The 17,129-nt window shown below is 74.1% G+C and carries 14 protein-coding genes; 5 read left to right on the top strand and 9 right to left on the bottom strand.

Annotated elements, in window-relative coordinates:
* The 8 genes from RY076_RS21075 to RY076_RS21040 all read right to left on the bottom strand — a co-directional run.
* A partial coding sequence (locus tag RY076_RS21075) for a right-handed parallel beta-helix repeat-containing protein (protein ID WP_323101439.1) occupies positions 1-3,457 on the bottom strand: 3,457 nt, incomplete at its 3' end.
* A complete protein-coding gene (locus tag RY076_RS21070) occupies positions 3,454-5,031 on the bottom strand; it encodes an RtcB family protein (RefSeq protein WP_323101437.1) in 1,578 nt (525 codons plus the stop codon). The genes RY076_RS21075 and RY076_RS21070, both read right to left, overlap by 4 nt.
* 100 nt (positions 5,032-5,131) lie before the next feature.
* On the bottom strand, positions 5,132-6,640 hold the full coding sequence (locus RY076_RS21065; RefSeq protein WP_323101436.1) for a polysaccharide biosynthesis protein: 1,509 nt from the start codon (positions 6,638-6,640) through the stop codon (positions 5,132-5,134).
* Positions 6,637-7,962, bottom strand: a complete 1,326-nt coding sequence (locus RY076_RS21060; protein WP_323101435.1) for a DegT/DnrJ/EryC1/StrS family aminotransferase — start codon at positions 7,960-7,962, stop codon at positions 6,637-6,639. The genes RY076_RS21065 and RY076_RS21060 overlap by 4 nt, the downstream gene beginning before the upstream one ends.
* The gene (locus RY076_RS21055) at positions 7,955-8,809 is read right to left on the bottom strand and encodes a response regulator transcription factor (RefSeq protein ID WP_323101434.1); all 855 of its coding nucleotides are present in this window, start codon (positions 8,807-8,809) and stop codon (positions 7,955-7,957) included. The genes RY076_RS21060 and RY076_RS21055 overlap by 8 nt, the downstream gene beginning before the upstream one ends.
* 97 nt (positions 8,810-8,906) lie before the next feature.
* Positions 8,907-9,560: a response regulator transcription factor gene (locus RY076_RS21050; RefSeq protein ID WP_323101432.1), complete on the bottom strand. Its 654-nt coding sequence runs from the start codon at positions 9,558-9,560 to the stop codon at positions 8,907-8,909.
* A gap of 13 nt (positions 9,561-9,573) precedes the next feature.
* Positions 9,574-10,209: a sensor histidine kinase gene (locus tag RY076_RS21045; protein WP_323101431.1), complete on the bottom strand. Its 636-nt coding sequence runs from the start codon at positions 10,207-10,209 to the stop codon at positions 9,574-9,576.
* Positions 10,210-10,568: 359 nt separating this feature from the next.
* The gene (locus RY076_RS21040; RefSeq protein WP_323101430.1) at positions 10,569-11,216 is read right to left on the bottom strand and encodes an HAD-IA family hydrolase; all 648 of its coding nucleotides are present in this window, start codon (positions 11,214-11,216) and stop codon (positions 10,569-10,571) included.
* A gap of 65 nt (positions 11,217-11,281) precedes the next feature.
* Here RY076_RS21040 and RY076_RS21035 point away from each other — a divergent pair, with 65 nt between their 5' ends.
* The 3 genes from RY076_RS21035 (at position 11,282) to RY076_RS21025 (ending at position 13,193) form a co-directional block, all read left to right on the top strand.
* Positions 11,282-12,511, top strand: a complete 1,230-nt coding sequence (locus tag RY076_RS21035; RefSeq protein ID WP_323101429.1) for a lanthionine synthetase LanC family protein — start codon at positions 11,282-11,284, stop codon at positions 12,509-12,511.
* A gap of 123 nt (positions 12,512-12,634) precedes the next feature.
* The gene (locus RY076_RS21030; protein WP_323101428.1) at positions 12,635-12,922 is read left to right on the top strand and encodes a hypothetical protein; all 288 of its coding nucleotides are present in this window, start codon (positions 12,635-12,637) and stop codon (positions 12,920-12,922) included.
* A gap of 130 nt (positions 12,923-13,052) precedes the next feature.
* The gene (locus tag RY076_RS21025) at positions 13,053-13,193 is read left to right on the top strand and encodes a hypothetical protein (protein ID WP_323101427.1); all 141 of its coding nucleotides are present in this window, start codon (positions 13,053-13,055) and stop codon (positions 13,191-13,193) included.
* On the opposite strand, the gene RY076_RS21020 is transcribed toward RY076_RS21025, so the two are convergent.
* Positions 13,190-14,449, bottom strand: coding sequence for a sensor histidine kinase (locus RY076_RS21020; RefSeq protein WP_323101426.1), 1,260 nt, complete (start codon positions 14,447-14,449; stop codon positions 13,190-13,192). The two genes, RY076_RS21025 and RY076_RS21020, sit on opposite strands and share 4 nt — an antisense overlap.
* A 90-nt stretch (positions 14,450-14,539) precedes the next feature.
* Between RY076_RS21020 and RY076_RS21015 the strand changes: the two genes are divergently transcribed.
* Together RY076_RS21015 and RY076_RS21010 are read left to right on the top strand one after the other, a co-directional pair.
* Positions 14,540-15,667 (top strand): M20 family metallopeptidase, encoded by a 1,128-nt coding sequence (locus tag RY076_RS21015; RefSeq protein ID WP_323101425.1) that lies wholly within the window; start codon positions 14,540-14,542, stop codon positions 15,665-15,667.
* Complete coding sequence (locus RY076_RS21010) at positions 15,657-17,096, top strand: aminotransferase class I/II-fold pyridoxal phosphate-dependent enzyme (RefSeq protein WP_323101424.1); 1,440 nt, start codon at positions 15,657-15,659, stop codon at positions 17,094-17,096. Before RY076_RS21015 ends, RY076_RS21010 begins: the two co-directional genes overlap by 11 nt.
* Positions 17,097-17,129: the final 33 nt, after the last annotated feature.

Raw genomic sequence — 17,129 nt, 5'->3', positions numbered from 1 at the left:
GGGCACCGGACGCCGGGTTGGCGGAGAGCGCCGCCGTCGGGCCCACCGGCTTGGGCAGGTCGTGGAACTCGAGCGCACCGCGGTCGCCGTAGGCCGGCGTGCCGGCGCCGGTGTCGGCGACGCCCGGCACGTCGACGGGGGCGAGGCCGTCGTGGTCGGTGACCGAGGCACCGGCGACACCGAGGTCGGCGCTGTCGACGGCGGGCGAGGTGATCGTCAGCGCGAGGTTGCGCGCGGTCTGGTCGACGAAACGGGGAGCACTGCCGAGGTCCCGGGCGCCCTGGCCGCTCGCGGCCTGGAAGGCCGCCACCGTGGCGTATCGCAGCGAGTTCCACTCGTACAGCGGCCCGCCGGCGGTCTGGAACACCAGGTTGCGGTCCACGGTCGAGCCGGGAGACGACTTGGCGTCCAGCCGGATGTCGCCGGTCGTGCGGGTGCTGCCGACCGCGTTGTCGATGCTGACGTTGTTCGCGACGATCGCGCTCGCGCAGCCGCCCTCGAGGTTGACGCCGGCAGTCGCGTTCCCGACGACGGTGTTGCCGACGACGTGGTCGCGCAGCGAGCTGAGGCAGTCGACGCCGTGGTCGCCGTTGTCGTAGGCGAGGTTGCGGCGCACCGTCGCGTCGTCGGACCCGGTGTACACTTGGATGCCCGAGTCCTGGTTGGCGTAGGAGGTGTTGCGCTCGATGACGGCGCCGGTGGAGCCGACGCTGACGTCGATGCCGGTGGCGAGGCGCTGCGTCGCCTGGGCGTTGTCGTGGGTGACGTTGTCGGCGACGGTCGCCCGGGCGCTGCCCTGGATGCTGATGCCGTGGTAGCCGTTCGAGGCGCTCGTGCTGCCCGACACGACGGCGTCGGGGCTCGTGGCGATGCGGATGCCGATCGAGCCGTTCGTCGCCGTCGTCGAGCCCGACACCCGGGTGCGGCTCGACCGGTCGGAGGAGATGCCGTAGCTGGAGGCGAGGGTCGCCGTGGCCGAGGAGACGACGACGTCGGCGGAGTCCTGGATGCTGACGCCGACCCCGTTCTGGCCCTGGGTGGTGAACCCGTCGACGACGACCGAACGGGCGTTCCACAGCTTGAAGCCGTACGAGCGCGTCGAGGCCTCGAGCGTCGTGCCGGATGCCGGGTTCGCACCGCCGGCGTCGACGTAGAGGGTGCTCGTCGGGGCGTCGTAGAAGAACGTGCCGGGCGTCGTGGTCGTGGCGCTCGAGGCCGAGGCGAGGCGCGTCCCGCCGCGCAGCACCTGGCTCACGGGCGCGGCCGCGGTGACCGTGGCCTTCCAGGCGGTCGTGCCGGTGGCGGTCCACTGCGCGGTCGAGCCGAGGTCGGTCGAGCCGAGGACGCGCACGGCGCCGTTGGCGCGGAAGGTGAGGGGCGCCGTCGGCAGGCCGGTGGCGGCGGGCGTCACCTGCTCGCGGTAGTCGCCGGCCTCGACGAGGACGGTGTCCCCGGCGACCGCGACCGAGGCACCGCGGCTGATCGAGCAGAACGGCGTCGTCGTGCCGTCGGCGGCGTCGGAGCACGACGCGTTGCGGCTGTCGACGTGGTAGGTCAGCGTCGCCCGGTCCGTCAGCGTCACGGGCACCTCGCTGCGCCCGGTGAGCCCGCCGGTGTCGGCGACGGTGACGCTGACGAGGTGGGTCCCCGCCGTGGTGAACGGGTGGGTGGCCACCGGCGAGGTCTGCGGCCCGACGACGGTGCCGTCACCGAAGTCGAACGTGTAGCCGGCGATGCCCTGGCCGTCGACGTCGCTCGAGCCCCGGGCGTCGGCCGTGACGGTGGCGGTCGGCGGCACCTGCCCGGTCGTCGTCGACAGCACGAGGGCCGCGTGGGGCGCGTTCGTCGCCACGTCGCCGGCACGCGGCAGCCGCTCGAGGGCGCCGCGGTCGGCGAAGGTCGGCGAGCCGACACCTCGGTCGGGGACCGTCGGGTCGTCGGTGGGCTCGTTGCCCGCGGCATCCGCCGGCTCGAAGCCGGGCGCGCCGGCGTCGGCGGAGTCGATGGCCGCGGACTGCGCGGCCGGCCTGAAGTCGTGGGCCGCGGCGTCGACGAACTGGGGGTCGCTGCCCAGGCCCGTGGGCTCGAGGCCCGTGCCGGACGCGAAGTCCGACATCGTCTGGTAACGGGTCAGGCCGATCCGCACGGCCGGCACCCATCGGCTGTTCCAGAACACGTCGCTGTCGGCGGTGAAGCCGGTCATCGAGCTCTGTTCGACGTAGAGGTCGTGGCGCCCGGTGGCCAGCCCGTTGTCGACCGAGATGTTGTTGCGCAGGGTGGCACCGGTGCTGTTGCCCTCGACGGAGATCCCGTCGTCGCGGTTGCCGTAGGAGGTGTTCGACACGTACGTCACGCCGGTGGAGGCGAGCGTGTCCAACCCGTGGTTGCCGTTGCCCCAGCTCGTGTTGCGCACGACGAGGGCGCGGGCGGAGCCGCTGTAGACCTGGATGCCGGTGTCTTGGTTGCCGTGCACGAGGTTGCCGCGCAGCACGGTGTCGGTCGAGGCCGAGCTGACGTCGATGCCGGCCGCGGTGGCCGTGCCGACGGCCACGGCGTTGTCGGCCGACTCGGAGCCCTGGACGACGTTGCCGACCGAGCCCTGCAGCGAGATGCCGTGGTTGCCCGAGCCGGCGACGTCCGCCCCCGTGATCGTCGAGGCGGTCGTGGCGGCCAGCTTGATCCCGATCGAGGCAGCCGAGCGGACCGTCGCGTTCGCCACGGTGACGTTCGTGCTCGAGGCCTCGAGCAGGATGCCGGAGCCCCCGCTCAAGGTGCTGGTGACGTCGCGCACCGTGACGGCGCTGCCCCCGCTCACCCGCAGGCCGACGCCGTTCTGCCCGGTCGTGGTGAAGCCGGCGACGACGACGTCGCTGCGCCCCGCCAGGTTGAAGCCGTACGTCTGGGCCCCGGCCTCGAGCGCGCGGCCGGTCGGCGACGAGCCACCGAGGTTGACGTAGAGCACCTTGGCGGTCGAGTCGTAGAAGAACGACCCGGCGGTCAGCGTCGTCGCGCTCGCACCCGCGGCGAGGCGGGCTCGGTCGAGAAACACCTGCTTGGGCGCGCTCGGGGGTGCGTACGGCGTGCTGAAGGTCCCACCCGACACGCCGGTCCACGTGGCCGCCGACAGGTCGCGCGTGCCCGAGACGACGACCCCCGGCCCCGAGGTCGTGAACGTGATCGGTACGCCGGCCGCGCCGGAGGCACCGACCGTGACCTGCTCGCGGTAGGTGCCCGGCGCGACCGTCACCGTGTCGCCGGCCGTCACCGCGCTGACCGCCGCGCGGCCGATGGTGCAGAACGGCGCCGCCGACGTGCCCGTGCCGGAGTCGGTGCACGTCGGCGACGAGCCGTCGACGAACCAGGACGTCGCGGCGGACGCGGCGGGGGCGACGACGAGCTGCCAGCCGAGAGCGAGGGCACCCACGGACACGGCGGCGATGACGGCTCGAGGCTTCATGGTCGGCTCCTGGAAGGGTCGGGCGCGGAGACGTGGAGGAGAGACCCGGCGCGATCCGGGGGGGGGGGGGGGCAGTGCAGGACGGCGAACGGCCTCATCCGCGCCACCGGGCGCACGATCCCGTGCCGGGTCAGCACCGACATGGCGGCGTTGACGCCGTGGTCGTCGAGGTGCGGCGCGGACGACGGGGCCTCGTCGGTGTAGCGGTACCGACGCGTCGAGCGGCCGCCCGGGTCGAGCGTCGAGCGCCCGTCCTTCTCGAACTGCTCGATGACGGTGCCGGCGCCGTGGCAGGCCGAGTGGAGGCTGTCGCTGCTGCGCGCGCCGGCGACGGCGAGGTAGGAGGACGTGCGGTGCGTGCCGGGCAGGAGCACGGCCTGGCCCGTCGTCGCGAAGACCGACCCCTCGGGCATCCGGTCGGCCGGGAACGCCCGGCACGAGTTGTGCCGGTGGACCACGGCCCGCTGACCGCCGACGTTCTCCTCGTAGATCGAGTTGTGCGGCGAGTCGACGACAAGCCGGCCCGGCTCGCCGCCGAACGCGTCGAGGGCGAGGCGCCGCAGCGCCGCGTAGGTCGCGACGCGGAAGGCGTAGCCGTAGTTCATCGCCGACGCGTTGGCGAGCATGAGCCGCTGGCCCTCGTCGCTGTCGAGGTCCACGGGCGCGCAGCCCTTGGCGAAGTAGAGGCGCATCCGCTCGCGCAGCTGGGCCGCCGACCGTGCCGTGGCCAGGTGGTAGAGCGGCTTCTGCACCGCCATGACCGCCTTCATCGCCCGCGCGGTGTCCTTGCGACGCTGGAAGAGGTGGCCGATCTCGCCGGTGAGGACGCCGCCGCCCGCGTGGTACTGCAGCGTCAGCTGCCCCTGCCGGATGCCGAGCAGCTCGGCCGCCTCGGGGTCGAGGATCTCCTCGACCTGCTGCAGCTCGACGAAGTGGTTCGTCGGGCCGACGGTGCCGAAGCGCAGCCGGGCCAGCTGCCAGGTCAGGGCCGGGATCTCCTTGCGCAGCCGGGCCCCACCGCCCCACGGCTCGAGGTCGACGCGTCCGGACTCCTCGATGCGCTCGAGCTCCTCGGCGTCGACACCCCACCGCTCGGCGGCGAACTGGGCGCCGTCGGTGGCGGCCGCGACGACCTCGGAGGCCGTCAGCTCGCGGGCCCCGCGCGTCGGGTAGGGGTACTTCTCCTTGACGGCCCGGTAGAACGCGTCGACCGCGTGGTCGGCGGGCTTGTCGGTGCCGAGCGCGATGAGCGCCATGCCGCAGTTGACCGACGAGCTGGTGAACGTCGGGCGGATCGTGCCGCGCGTGGCCACCGCGATGCTCGAGGGCATCTCCATCTTGCGCTTGTGGTGGAAGTCCGGAAGCACGACCGGCGGTGCCGCGAGGTCGAGGCCGGCCGCCCCCATCTCGAAGGACTCCAGCACCGCCTCGTCGGCCAGCAGGCCCGGTCCCTCGATGACGGTGGCGGTCCGTGCCCGGCGCGTGCCCGGCACGATCGGCGTCGGGTGGGTGGCTCCGGTGGCTCCGGGTCCCGGGTGCTCGGCCCCGGTGCCGGCGATGACGGTGAGGTCCACGATCGTCCCCTCTTCCTCGTGGTGTGCGTGAATGTGGTCAGGCGTTGGTGTGCTGCGGTGCGGACACCGTGCGCGGTGCCCTGCTGGAGTGCGGGTCGGCTCAGTAGTCGTCCGGGTAGGGCGCGGCGACGACGAGGCGCCGGTCGTCGCGGGCCCGCTGGTAGTTGCCCAGGAGCAGCTCCAGGGCCGACTTGACCTCGTCGACGGCGTTGCGCGACGCGGCGTCGAACAGCGTGTCGAGGTGGCCGTCGAAGTCGGGGTCCGTCGTCGCGCTCGACGTGCTGAAGATCCGCGGGTGGGTCGTCTGCTGGCGGTCCTCCGCGTCGGAGAAGAGCACCTCGTGCAGCTTCTCCCCCGGCCGCAGGCCGGTGAAGCGGATATCGACCTCCTGCAGGCCGAGCTGGCGCGAGTAGTTCTGCACGAGGTCGACGATCCGCACGGGCTGGCCCATGTCGAGCACGAACGTCTCGCCGCCACGGGCCAGGTGGGCCGCCTCGAGGACGAGTCCGACCGCCTCCTCGATCGTCATGAAGAACCGGGTCACGTCAGGGTCGGTCACGGTGAACGGCTCGTCGTTGCGCACCTGTTCGGCGAGCACGTGCAGCAGCGAGCCGCGGCTGCCGAGGACGTTGCCGAAGCGCACGGCCGACACGATCGTCCCCCCCGGGGCACGCGAGGCGTGCCGGGTGACCCGCTCGGCCAGCTGCTTCGTCGCGCCGAGCACCGACGTCGGGTCGGCCGCCTTGTCGGTCGAGATGAGGATGAACCGGTCGACGCCGTGCTCGACCGCGGCCCGCACGACGTTGAGCGTGCCGGCGACGTTGGACTTGACGCCCTCGCAGGGGTGGCGCTCGAGCATCGGAAGGTGCTTGAGGGCGGCCGCGTGGAAGACGACGTGCGGGCGCACGTCGGCGATGATCTGGCGCATCCGCCCGGCGTCGCGGATGTCGGCGACGACGACGTCGTCGGAGTCGAGCAGCCCCTCGCCGGTCAGCTCGAGCTGGAGGCGGTGCAGGTTGGATTCGTCGTGGTCGAGCATGACGAGCCGCTCGGGCCCGAACCCGTTGACCTGCCGGCACAGCTCGCTGCCGATCGAGCCGCCGGCACCGGTGACGAGCACCCTGGCGCCGCGGATCGTGGCCTGGACCTCCGGTGAGACGACGTGCATCTCGGGCCGGCCGATGAGCGCCCCGACCTCGAGCGAGCGCAGGTCGGTGCCGACGACGTCGCGCTGCAGCATCGAGATGAAGGAGGGCAGGTGGCGCACGCTCGCACCGACGCGCGCGGCGGTCGTCGCCAGGATGCGCACCTGGTCGGCCGGCAGGCCCGGGATCGCGAGGAGCACGACGTCGACGCGTTGCACCGTGACGACCGAGAGCAGGTCGGACAGGGCGCCGAGGACCGGCAGCCGGCGCACGACGCGCTTGTTCGTGTCGTCGTCGAGGAAGCCGATCGGCGCCAGGCCGAAGTCGCGCACCCTCTCGAGGTCACGGGCCAGGGCGCGGCCGGCCTCCCCCGCACCGACGATCAGGGTGCGCAGCCCCTTCTGCAGCGTCGGCACGAAGCCGATGTCCTCCGGTGTCCATCCGTAGCTCAGTGACGTGGTCATCCTCTGGCTCCCCTCCGTGCGCGGTCGGCCAGGGCTGAACAGACCTGGTCGACCTCCGCGTCCGTGATGACCGCGTCCATCGGCAGCGACAGGATGCGGTCGAAGACCCGGTCGGCACCGGGCAGCCCCTCTGCGGGGACGATGCAGTGGTCCCGGAACCACGTGAGCTGGTGCAGCGGGATGAAGTGCACCGACGTGCACACGCCCCGGGCCCGCAGCACGTCGATGAGCTCGTCGCGCTCCATCCCGTAGGCCGGCTCGACGCGCACCGTGTAGAGGTGCCACGCGTGCCGGCCGGTGACGGGCCGTGGCGGGCGCCGCAGCCCCGGGATGCCGGACAGGCCCTCGTCGTAGCGCGCGGCCACCGCGGCGCGTCGGGCCTGGTCGAGGTCGAACCGACGCAGCTGCGCCCGCCCGATCGCCGCCTGGACGTCGGTCATGTTCGCCTTGAGGCCCTCGGCGTCGACGTCGTAGCGCCAGCCGCCGCCCGGCAGGTAGCGACGCCACGCGTCCGCCGACATCCCGTGCAGGCGGGCCCGCCGCATGCGAAGGGCCAGGTCGGGGTCGTCGGTCGTGACCATGCCACCCTCGCCGATGGCGAGGTTCTTCGTGGCGTAGAAGCTGAAGCACGTGGCCCGCGAGATGGTGCCGACCGGCTCGTCGCCGACGACGGTGCCGAGGGCGTGCGCGGCGTCCTCGACGACGTGGTCGAGGTCGACGCCGGCGGCCTCGGCCAGGGCCCGGACGTCGGTCGGCAGGCCGGCGAGGTGCACGACGACGAGGGCGTCCACGCCCCCGCAGCCCGCCGCCGCGGCCGCCGCGGTGGCCGGTGAGGGCATCGCGGTCACGGGGTCGACGTCGGCGAGGACCGGCACGTGCCCGGCGTGCCGGATCGCCGCGGCCGCACCGCAGAAGGTGACCGTCGACATGAGGACCTTCGAGCCCTCCGGCAGGTCCATGGCCCGGAGCGCCAGCTCGATCGCGGCGGTGCACGAGCTGACGGCGATGCCGTGCTCGGCGCCGACGTAGGCGGCCAGCTCGGCCTCGAACTCGACCACCTGCTGGCCCGAGGTGACCCACCCCGACTCGAGGACGTCGGCGACGGCCTGACGCGCCTCGGGGCAGATCCGTGTCCGGGTGAAGGGCACGACGTGCGGGGCCGGCGACTCCTCGGGCGTCGGCGCGGCGGGCTCCGGGACGAGCGGCGTCGGTGCGGCGGCCTCCGGGACGGCCGGCGTCACGACCGGAGGCGTCGCGGTCAGGTCGGCGTGGCGGGCACGGCGTCTGGACGGCGCGACGGCTCGTCGGGCGATCTCAACCATGGACCTGGACCTCGTTCATCGCCATCTCCCCCGCCATCTCCCCCGGCATCTCCCCCGCCATCTCTTCCGCCATCCCTTCCGTCATCTCCCCCGTTGCCATCTCCCCTGTCCTCTCCTCACCGGTCACGGTCACTGCTGTCGGCACTGCTGTCGGCACTGTTGTCGGCACTGTTGTCGTCGCTGCGGTCGGCACTGCTGTCAGCACTGCTGACGTCCGGCCGCCTCGCGTCATCGCCACCGCCGCCGCGGCGGAGTGGACGTGCAGCTTGCGCAGGATGCGCCGCACGTACGTCCGGACCGTGTTGTCCGACAGGTCGAGCGCCACGCCGATGTCGTGCCGCGACATGCCGGCGGCGAGGCAGTCGAGCACCGTCGCCTCACGTCCGGTCAGGGGCCGGGTGCCGGCCGGTATGGCGTCGGGTCGGTCGCGCAGGCTTGCCGCGAACATCGCGTGCAGCGGCTCGGCGGGCAGGTGCGCCTCGCCGGCGGCGACGTCGACGAGCGCGTCGAGCAGGTCGTTGACGCCGTCCTGGCGCGACACCCAGCCACGGACACCCCAGCCGAGGGCCCGGGGCAGGTGCGCCTCTCCGTCCCTCGAGGCCATGACGACGATGCCGAGGGTCGGGCACTCGCGGCACAGACCCTCGAGCGCCAGGATGTCGTTGGTGTCGTCGAGGCCGACCGCGACGACGTCGCACCGCTCGGCCAGCCCGTGGGCGAGTGCCTGCCCGACGGTCGCCGTGCTGCCGACGAGGCGCAGCGTGCGATGTTCGGCCAGCACCAGGGCGACCGCGTCGAGGAATCCCTGACGCGCGTCCACCATGACCACACGGACGTCCTGTTCCATGCCCTGAGCGTGCCGGTGCCCGCGTCGGGGCGGACCCGACGCGGGCACGACCGCGCGCTACGTCAAACGGATGACTCAGCGTGTCATCAGGCTGTCCTCAGGCGGGACGCACGTGCGCCGGCCACTCGATCTCGTCCGCGTGGGCCGCGACGAGGGCGACGGCCTGCAGCCGCGAGTGCACGCCGATCTTCGTCAGCACGTTCTGCACGTGCGTCCGGGCCGTGCTGCGGCGGACGTTGAGGGCGCTCGCGATCTCGTCGGTGCCGAGGCCGTCGGTGATGCACCGCAGCACCTGCCACTCGCGCTCCGTGAGGAAGGACAGCACCCAGGTCGGGCTCTCCTGGGGGTCTCCCGTCCGCATCGCGCTCTGGAGCATCCGCGGCTCGACGGCGAGGTGGCCGCTGACGGCCAGGCCGATGGCCTCGACGAGCTGCGGCAGGCCGCGGTCCTTGCGGACGTAGCCCGACGCGCCCATGGCGATGGCCCGGCGCACCGAGACGTCCGAGGCGTCGGCCGAGAACATGATGACGCGGGTGACGGGCGAGACCGCCCGGATGCTCGCGATGACGTCCAGACCGGAGGCACCCGGGAAGTTGACGTCGAGCAGGCACACCTCGGGCTGGACCTCGGCCACGGCCTCGAGCGCCTCGGCGGGGCCGTTCGCCGTCGTGACCTGGTAGCCCAGGTCGGACAGCGCGGCGCCGAGCGTGTCGAGGATGAGCCGGTGATCGTCGCAGACGACCAGCTTCATCTCCCCGCCCCTCTCAGGAGGCCAGCACGTGGGTGCCGCGCCGGAGCGCGATGTCCGCCGACGCACCACCGTCCGGGCGGGGGCCCAGGAGGAACGCGCCCTCGCAGGCGGCGACCATGGCCCGCGTCGTGGCCAGGCCGATCGACGTGCGGTGCACGACGTGGCCGAGTCCCGGTCCGTCGTCGAGCACGCGGACGTGCACGCCGTCGTCGTCGTCGCCGACCCAGATGAGCACGTGCCCGGAGGGACCGGCGGCGCGCACCGCGTTGTCGACGACGCAGCCCAGGGCCCGGGCGAGGGCGATCGGTCGGGCCAGCACGAGCCCGTCGCCGGCCACCTCGACGGTGATCGCCGCCGTCGTCGTCATCCGGGCCCGGCCCGCGACCTCGCGGGCAACCGCGACGGCGTCGACGACGAGCGGGTCGTCGCCGGCCGCGCCCTCGAGGCTGGAGGCCACGAGCTCGGCGAGCCAGCTCGCCTGCTCCCGGATGTGCCCCAGCCGTTCCTGGACGTCCCCTGCGGCCGAGGTCGACAGGAGCAGGATGGCCGCGAGCGGCTCCCGCAGGTCGTGCAGCAGGCCGCGGACCGGATCCGCTTCGATCGTGCCTGCACCGCGCTCGACATGCGTCGGACTGATGAACTCCACCATGGTTCGAAGACCCCCCTCAAGCTTGGGCTGACACTCGCGCCCCGAGCGCGCCCCCGACTGTCCAGCTTGTGTCGCTGGAAGGCTGTTGCGATGTCCCCGGGCCACCGCGCCTCTCCAGCCACATCAGGTTACGACCGCCATGCCGGACACCCGGCGTTTCGGTGAATTCGGGCCATCAATTCGCTGAATTGGCAGGAGGATTCACCACTCAACGGCCGGAATGCGACATGTCCGGATGGCCATGGCTCGTCCCGTAAGGGGGCCGTTTGGGAGGTACCCGTGCACAGCCCCGCTCGCGTCGCATCGGCGGGTGGTCGCAGGGTCCTGGAGCACCCCGACGCGAACGGGCCAGCTGCCGGTCAGGCCGTGACGGTGACCCCGAGCCGCTCCCCCGCCGACCCGACGCGACAGCGCGTCAGGTCGTGCACGACGGCGTCGGCGCGACCGAGCACGGACGCGTCGTGCGAGGTGGCCACGGCCAGGACGGCCGCTCCTGCCGCGCGGCCCGCCTCGACCCCGGCCGGCGCGTCCTCGATGACGAGGCACCGACGCGCGTCGACCCCGAGCGCGGCCGCCGCCCTGAGGTAGCCCTCGGGGTCGGGCTTGCCGACCGCGACGTCCTCGGCGGTGACGAGGACGGCCGGCTCCGGAAGGCCGGCGGCACGGAGCCGGGCCTGCATGAGCGCCCGCGGGCCTGACGTGACCGCCGCCCAGCGCCCCGCCTCGAGGCCGGACAGGAGCGCACCGCTGCCCGGGAGGGCGACGGTGTCGGCGAGGTCGTCGAGCTCGAGGCGCTCCAGCTCCTCGACGGCGGCGGCCCGTTCCTCGGCCGGCAGGAACAGCGCGATGGTGTCCTCGGCGCGGCGGCCGTGGCACACGCGCAGGATCTCCTCGGCGTCGGCGCCGTGCGCGGCGGCCCAGGCCCGCCAGGTCCGCTCGACCGCCGCCGTGGAGTCGACGAGGGTCCCGTCGATGTCGAACAGGATCGCGTCCACCTCGAGCTGCATGCAGCCACGGTAGGTGCTCCTCGCGCCCGCGGGCCGGGTCCGTCCGCGGCGGCTACGTTCGTGGCATGGAGGTGACTCGGCCGGACGACCGCGCCGCAGCGGCCGAAGGAGTCGGGCTCGCGGCGGCGGACTGGCTCCTCGAGGGCATCACGCACGCACGCGAGCGCCGCGCCGGGTCCGACTGGGACGACCCCTCGCTCTACCACGGTCGGGCGGGCCTGATCCTGGCGCTGCGCGAGGCCGCGGCCCACACGGGCGAGCACCGTTACACCGACGCGGTCGAGGCCGGCGCCGACGCCCTCGCCGACCTCGAGGCCGTCGCGGGCTCCTCGCTCTACTTCGGCCTCGCCGGGGTCGCGGTGGCCCTCCACGCGGTCGGCCGCGACGACGACGCCCGGGCGGCCCTGCGACGTGTGCGGTCCCGCAGCAGGGACGGCCGGTGGGGCGAGATGTTCGAACTGTTCGCCGGCAACGCCGGCATCGGTCTCGCCGCCCTGCGCGTCGGCGACCTCGACCTCGCCGTCGACGCCGTGGCGCCCTACGTCGCGGCCGCGACACCGACACCCCATGGCGTCAACTGGGCGGTGCGGCCCACGCCCCCGCGCTCGCACCACGTCGCGCACGGAACCCTCGGCATCGTCTTGGCCCTGGCGTCGGTCGGCACGGCAGCCGACCGACCCGACCTGCTCGACCTCGCCCTCCGAGGCGCGTCCGACGTCGTGAGCCGCGACGAGCAGGGCCCCTCCGGCTTCCTCGTGCCGCACTCCGACCCGCCGCACCGACCCGACATCGTCGAGCGGTACAGCCTCGGCTGGTGCAACGGTCCCGCCGGCGACGCCCAGGTGTTCCGGCTGCTGCACCAGGTGACCGGTGACACGTCCTGGCTCCGCCTCGCCGATCGCTGCTGGCACACCGTCACCAGCTCAGGCCTGCCGGCGAGGCTGCGACCCGGTTTCTGGGACAACCACGGTCGATGCTGCGGCACCGCCGGAGTCCTCGCGCTCGCCCTCGACCGCGAGGTCGAGCTGGGCGAGGGCCCGGCGTTCACCGACGTCCTCGTCGACGACCTGCTCGCCCGCGCCACGATCGACGCGTCGGGGGCGCGCTGGTCCAACCACGAGCACCGGTCGACGCCGGCCGAGCTCGACCCCCGCCCGGGCTGGGCGATGGGCAACGCGGGCATCCTGCGTGAGCTGCTGCGGTACGCGCGCCTGCGCACCGGCCGCCCCGACGCGTACGCGGCGCCGTGGCCCGACCATCCGCCGACGCGTCGGCCCCGGCAACACACCGTGTAGCTGCCAACGGGGCAGGGAGCAACCAGGGCGGGTTGGCGGCTGCTCGGTGTGTTGCGGGGGGCGGGATGGCCCGGTTCCTGGGCCGCGTCCCCGTGCGAGGGCGCCGCGATGCATCATGGGCCCATGGCGCGCAAACGCGGACTCCGGTTCCTGGCCCGCGACGGACACGAGCTGACGGTGCGCGACGCCGAGGGCGAGCAGTACCGCGCGACCATCGAGAAGGTGGCGAAGGCCGAGGCGTTCGGGGCGCACGAGGACGGCGCCTTCGCCTTCGGGTACTGCAAGAGCTGCGACTGGACCGGTCCGGCCCGGCGCGCCCGCGACAAGGCCCGCAAGGACGCCCGCGAGCACCAGGACGACTGCCCGGGCAAGGGCAAGATCCGCATCGGCGTCACCGAGGACGACGACTGACCCACCCGCGCGTCCCCCAAGGGACGGCCCGTCCGTGCGTGCAGGCCCGACGCCAGCGCACCTCGACGGAGCGGCCCGCCTCTTCCGCTGATCCACCCCCTCACGGATTCCCTTGCGCTTCACTGGAATCGTGGCCAGGGACCGCCGCCGACGCTTGGGGTACTTCGCGCCCCTGGTCATCGCCGTCGCGATGCTGGCCGGTCTGCTGTTCCTCCTCCTCACGCTGGTCCACGCGGGCGCCCTGCTCCTCTACGACTGGACCGCGCACTAGCCGGCAGGTCGCGTCCCGCCGCCCGGCGTGCTGCGACCGCTGCCGGCCGGCGCCGAAGCCGCCTCGGCCCTTCCCGCCGGCGTAGCCTCAGGCCCCGGTTGGGGCAGCCGCACCCGGAAGACCGCCCCGGGATCGGTGTTCTCCTGGGACACGGACCCGCCGTGCGCCTCCGTCAGCATCCGCACGATCCAGAGGCCGAGCCCGACCGAGTCGGTGCCCGGCCGGCCGTCGGCCAGCCGCGTGAACAGCTGTGACGTCGCCTCCGGCGGGACGCCGAGCCCGTGGTCGCGGACCGACAGCACGACGGCGCCGGGCTCCTGCTCGGCCCCGATGCACACCGGCCCCGCTCCGTGGCGCACCGCGTTGTTCGTCAGGTTGACGAGGATCTGCTCGAGACGGCCGCGGTCGGCGAGGACCGACAGCCCCGCCGGCACCTCGACGCGCACCTGACGCGGGTCGGTCAGCTCGGCCACACGCTCGGCGAGGGCGCGCACGTCGACCTGCGTGCGGTCGAGTCGCAGCCGGCCCTGGTCGATGCGTTCGAGGTCGAGCAGGTCGCCGGCGAGCCGCGCGATGCGTTCTGCCTGCCGGCTCGCGGACTCGACGAGAGGCGCGAGGGCGGGTGGTGTGCCGGGGTCGTCGGCGAGCAGCTCGAGCGCCCCGGTGATGGAGGTCAGGGGCGAGCGGACGTCGTGGGCCAGTGTCGCCGTCATCGCCGCCCGCCACTGCTCCTGCGCCTGGAGCCGCAGCTGGCTCTCGCGCAGGTCGTGCATGGTCCGCGCGATGACGTACCCGACGGCGACGAGGACCGGGACGAGGACGACGCTGCCGCCGATGGCCTCCGGAGCGGCTCCGGCGGCGACCAGCCCGACCACGTACGACACCGCGGCAGGGACTGCCGCCCACACCACCAGCCGGGGCGGCTGGTGCAGGCCGAGCCACGCGAAGGTCAGCACGCAGAACGGGATGGTGCCGCCCGGTTGGCCACCGAAGGCCCAGGTCGACACCCCGAGGACGAAGAAGGCGATGAGGGACAGCCCGGCGATCCGGGTGACCGGCCAGCGGCCCCACGGCAGCAGCAGGCACGTCTCCGCGGTCGCGAGGTCCGCGGCCGCCACCGCGACGAGGACTCCGGGACGCGGCGAGCCGACGGCGATGGCCAGCAGGGCGAGCACCCCCGCGACGAGGAAGAGCCACGCACCCTGGCGCGCGGCCCGGTCACCGGGCGTCGGCAGTGCCTGTCCGATTCGTCCCACCCGGCCAGACTAGGTGGCCCAGCACGAACGGTCCCGGCGAGCGTCGAGCCGCATCGCCTCGCGCCCGGTCTCTCCCCCTAGTCTCGCCCCATGGGAGACGTGGAGCGCTCGGCGGTCGAGCTGCTGGAGGAGCTGGTCGCCGTCGACAGCGTCAACCCGGCCCTGGTGCCCGGAGCCGCGGGCGAGGCCGAGATCGTCGGGCACCTCGACGCGCGGCTGACGCGCGCCGGCTTCGTCACGACCGTGGTGCAGACGCTCGGTCCGCCCGGCCGGCCGAGCCTGGTCGCGGTGCCTCCCGGCCCGACCGACCGGCCGACCGTCGTGCTCAACGGCCACCTCGACACGGTCGGCGTCGCCGGCATGCCGGCTCCCTTCGCACCGCGGGTGGACGGCGACCGCCTCCACGGCCGCGGCGCCGCCGACATGAAGGGCGGCATCGCCGCGGTCGTCGCCGCCGCCGAGCACCTCGTCGCCTCCGGTGCCCCGGTGCGCCCGGTGCTCGCCCTGGTCGCCGACGAGGAGGACGCCAGCCTTGGCAGCGAGGCCGTCATCGCCGCCCTCCCGGGCCTCGGGGTGCGGCCCGACGCGTGCCTCGTGGCCGAACCCACCGACAACGCCCTGTGCCGCTCACTGCGCGGGTTCGCCGTCGTGAGAGTCACCTTCGCCGGACGCGCGGCGCACAGCTCGCAGGCCGAGCTGGGCGTCAACGCGGTCACCCACCTCGGTCGCCTGCTCCACGCCGTCGACACGGCCGCCCCGGGCGTCCGCGCTGCCGGGGGTGACCTCATGGTGACGCTCGCCCGCGGGGGCAGCTCACCCTTCGTCGTCCCCGACCACGCCGAGTGCCTCGTCGAGCTGCGCACGACGCCCGAGCAGCCGAGCTCGGACGCGCTCGCCCGGGTGCGTGCGCTGCTCGAGCCGGAGTGGCAGGCCGAGGCCGAGCTCGTCGCCCACCGTGACGGCTGGCGCCTCGACGACGACGGGCCCGCCGCCGCGCTCGCCGGCCGCCTCGGGGCGCAGCTCGGCACCGGGCCGACCTTCGAGGCTCCGTACTGGATGGAGGCGCCCCTGTGGCAGCAGGTGTGCCCGACGCTCGTGTGCGGCCCCTCCGGCGGCGGGCTGCACGCGGTCGACGAGTGGGTGGACCTGCGCCAGGTGCGTGCGCTGACGAGCGCGCTCGTCGCGGTGCTCGGCGACTGGAGGCCCGATGCCGACTGACCCGCGGGGCCTCCGGTCCGACGCGCCGCTGCTCGACGCGTGGCTGCGCTTCCAGGAGCGACCGCCCACGCCGTTCACCATCCCGGGCCACAAGCAGCGCACCGACCTCGTCGGCGACGTCGTGGCCGGCGACGTCCCCCTCTACGCCGGCCTCGACACGATGAAGCTGACCGGCGGGGTGCTCGCCGACGCCGAGGGGCGCGCGGCGCGGCTGTGGGGCGCGGACGTGTGCCGCTTCTCGACCGGTGGCGCCACGCACGCCAACCAGGCCGTCGCGCTCGCGGTGGCCGGCGACGGTGACACGGTCGTCGTGAGCCGGACCCTGCACCGCTCGCTCCTGCTCGGGCTGGTGCTCGCCGGCCTGCGGCCGGTCTGGGTGCGCCCGGAGGTCGACGCGTCCACCGGGCTGCCGCTGGGCGTCGCACCCGCGTCGGTGCGGCGCGCGCTGGCCGAGAACCCCGGCGCGCGAGCGGTGTTCGTCGGCGACCCCTCCTACGTCGGCACCGTCGGTGACGTCGCCGGCCTGGCCGAGGCGGCGCACGCCCACGGCGTGCCGCTCGTCGTCGACGCCGCCTGGGCGGCGCACTTCGGCTTCCACCCGGACCTCCCCCGCCACGCCCTGCAGCTCGGCGCCGACGCCATGGTCGTCAGCGCGCACAAGACCCTGCCCGCGTGGAGCCAGGCCGCTCTCGTCCTCGCCCGCACCGATCGCCTCGACGCAGCGCGGCTCGACGCCGGCGTCGAGGCGACCGCGACGACGAGCCCGGCAGGCGCGATCCTCGCGAGCACCGACGCCGCCCGCGCCCTGCTGGAGCGCGACGGGGAAGCGCTGCTCGGGGCCGCGGTCGCGGCGACCCGGCAGGCCCGCGACCGGCTCGGGGACGTGGAGGGCCTCGTCGTCCTCGACGGACCCGATGTCGACCCGCTCAAGCTCACGCTCGTCCTGTCGGGCGCTGGCGCCGACGGCAACGCCGTCGAGCAGGACCTCCTCGACGCCGGGCTGCCGGTCGAGTCGGCCGACCGGGACGTGCTCGTCGCGGTCGTCTCGCTCGCCGACACCACCGACACGCTCACGGCGTTCACCGACGCGATCACGGCCGCCGTGCATCGACACAGTGGCGAGCCGCGCCCGGTGGCGGGTCCCGCGTCCTACCGCGTCGAGCCGGTGGCCGCCATGCCGCCACGGCAGGCGTTCTTCGCCCGCACCGACACGGTGCCCGTCGAGGACGCGGTGGGCCGGGTCAGCGCCGAGCTCGTGGCGCCCTACCCGCCCGGCATCCCGGTGCTCGCCCCCGGCGAGCGCGTCACGGCCGAGGCGCTCGGAGCCCTCGATGCGGCCCGACGCGCCGGCGTCCGGATCGCCTACGCCGCAGACCCCGCACTACGCACCCTGCGCCTGGTGAGCGACCAGACGCAGGGTGCGCGGTGACGAGCTGGGTGACGAGCCGGGTGATGAGCGAGC

Source organism: Intrasporangium zincisolvens (genome assembly GCF_034724055.1).
Lineage (GTDB): Bacteria > Actinomycetota > Actinomycetes > Actinomycetales > Dermatophilaceae > Monashia > Monashia zincisolvens.
Note: the sequence above shows the minus strand (reverse complement) of the source record. Positions and strands in the feature narration are given on the sequence as shown.